This is a genomic window from Pseudomonas sp. 32_A (assembly GCF_017490905.1).
Lineage (GTDB): Bacteria > Pseudomonadota > Gammaproteobacteria > Pseudomonadales > Pseudomonadaceae > Aquipseudomonas > Aquipseudomonas inefficax.
The window spans coordinates 1-1,936 of record NZ_JAFGYI010000085.1 but is presented as its reverse complement, the minus strand read 5'-3'; the positions used below and the strand labels follow the sequence as shown (position 1 = coordinate 1,936).

2 protein-coding genes are annotated in these 1,936 nt (G+C 63.7%); one reads left to right on the top strand and one right to left on the bottom strand.

Annotated features, from left to right (window positions below; genetic code table 11):
• Positions 1 to 273 precede the first annotated feature (273 nt).
• Complete coding sequence (locus J5M58_RS25690) at positions 274 to 906, top strand: TetR family transcriptional regulator (RefSeq protein ID WP_112253665.1); 633 nt, start codon at positions 274 to 276, stop codon at positions 904 to 906.
• A 124-nt stretch (positions 907 to 1,030) separates the two neighbouring features.
• Here J5M58_RS25690 and J5M58_RS25685 read toward each other — a convergent pair whose 3' ends face one another.
• Positions 1,031 to 1,663: a TetR family transcriptional regulator gene (locus J5M58_RS25685; protein ID WP_112253665.1), complete on the bottom strand. Its 633-nt coding sequence runs from the start codon at positions 1,661 to 1,663 to the stop codon at positions 1,031 to 1,033.
• Positions 1,664 to 1,936 lie beyond the last annotated feature (273 nt).

Here is a 1,936-nt window from a genome sequence, read left to right as displayed (position 1 = left end):
TAGTGGCCGCGTTGCCGAAGGTGGCTCCGATCGCCTGATCGAACGTAGTGGCCGCGTTGCCGAAGGTGGCTCCGATCGCCTGATCGAACGTAGTGGCCGCGTTGCCGAAGGTGGCTCCGATCGCCTGGTTGAACTCAGCCGTGTGAGCTGATCACCATGGCCGAAAACAACAACTTCTGTCACAACGCCTGCTCCCCTCCAAGCCCGGTCCATTGACCGGGCTTTGTTTTTTTAACTAGAGTGCCCAGCCTTACCGCCACAGAAGCCCGCACCATGCTGCCGCGCGCCGAACAGAAGCTACAGACCCGCCAGGCCCTGCTCGATGCTGCCTGCCAGCTCATGGAGAGTGGCCGTGGTTTCGGCAGTATCAGCCTGCGCGAAGTGGCGAAGACGGCCGGCATCGTACCTACCGGCTTTTACCGGCATTTTTCCGACATGGACGCCCTTGGCCTGGCCCTGGTTGCCGAGGTCGACACTACCTTCCGCCAGACCATCCGCCTGGTGCGCCAGAACGAATTCGAACTGGGCGGTATCACTGACGCCTCGGTGCGCATCTTCCTCGACGTAGTCGCCGCCCACCGTGCGCAGTTTCTGTTCCTCGCCCGTGAGCAGTACGGCGGTTCGCATGCCGTACGCCAGGCCATTGCCCGCCTGCGCCAGGACATCAGCGACGACCTGGCCACCGACCTTGCGCGGATGAAGCGTTGGCAGCACCTGGACAGCGCCGCGCTGGCGGTGATGGCCGACCTGGTGGTGAAGACCGTGTTCGCCACCCTGCCCGAGCTTATCGACAGCCCCGAAGCGGGTTACCCACAGGCGCTGACACCGCAGGAAAAGATCACCCAGCAGTTGCGCTTCATCTTCGTGGGTGCGCGGCATTGGCAGGGGCTTGGCAACCCGGGCTGATCGGTAGCCTGTGCCGGCCTCTTCGCGGGCACGCCCGCTCCCACAGGATCACCACAAGGTTCGAGCAATGCGGGGTACCTGTGGGAGCGGGTTCACCCGCGAAGAGGCCGGCACAGGCTACCGATCAGCCCGGGTTGCCAAGCCCCTGCCAATGCCGCGCACCCACGAAGATGAAGCGCAACTGCTGGGTGATCTTTTCCTGCGGTGTCAGCGCCTGTGGGTAACCCGCTTCGGGGCTGTCGATAAGCTCGGGCAGGGTGGCGAACACGGTCTTCACCACCAGGTCGGCCATCACCGCCAGCGCGGCGCTGTCCAGGTGCTGCCAACGCTTCATCCGCGCAAGGTCGGTGGCCAGGTCGTCGCTGATGTCCTGGCGCAGGCGGGCAATGGCCTGGCGTACGGCATGCGAACCGCCGTACTGCTCACGGGCGAGGAACAGAAACTGCGCACGGTGGGCGGCGACTACGTCGAGGAAGATGCGCACCGAGGCGTCAGTGATACCGCCCAGTTCGAATTCGTTCTGGCGCACCAGGCGGATGGTCTGGCGGAAGGTAGTGTCGACCTCGGCAACCAGGGCCAGGCCAAGGGCGTCCATGTCGGAAAAATGCCGGTAAAAGCCGGTAGGTACGATGCCGGCCGTCTTCGCCACTTCGCGCAGGCTGATACTGCCGAAACCACGGCCACTCTCCATGAGCTGGCAGGCAGCATCGAGCAGGGCCTGGCGGGTCTGTAGCTTCTGTTCGGCGCGCGGCAGCATGGTGCGGGCTTCTGTGGCGGTAAGGCTGGGCACTCTAGTTAAAAAAACAAAGCCCGGTCAATGGACCGGGCTTGGAGGGGAGCAGGCGTTGTGACAGAAGTTGTTGTTTTCGGCCATGGTGATCAGCTCACACGGCTGAGTTCAACCAGGCGATCGGAGCCACCTTCGGCAACGCGGCCACTACGTTCGATCAGGCGATCGGAGCCACCTTCGGCAACGCGGCCACTACGTTCGATCAGGCGATCGGAGCCACCTTCGGCAACGCGGCCACTA

Excerpts from the sequence above, each read along its gene's own strand:
- J5M58_RS25690 (WP_112253665.1), top strand. The coding sequence starts at position 274 with ATGCTGCCGCGCGCCGAACAGAAGCTACAGACCCGCCAGGCCCTGCTC.
- J5M58_RS25685 (WP_112253665.1), bottom strand. The coding sequence starts at position 1,663 with ATGCTGCCGCGCGCCGAACAGAAGCTACAGACCCGCCAGGCCCTGCTC.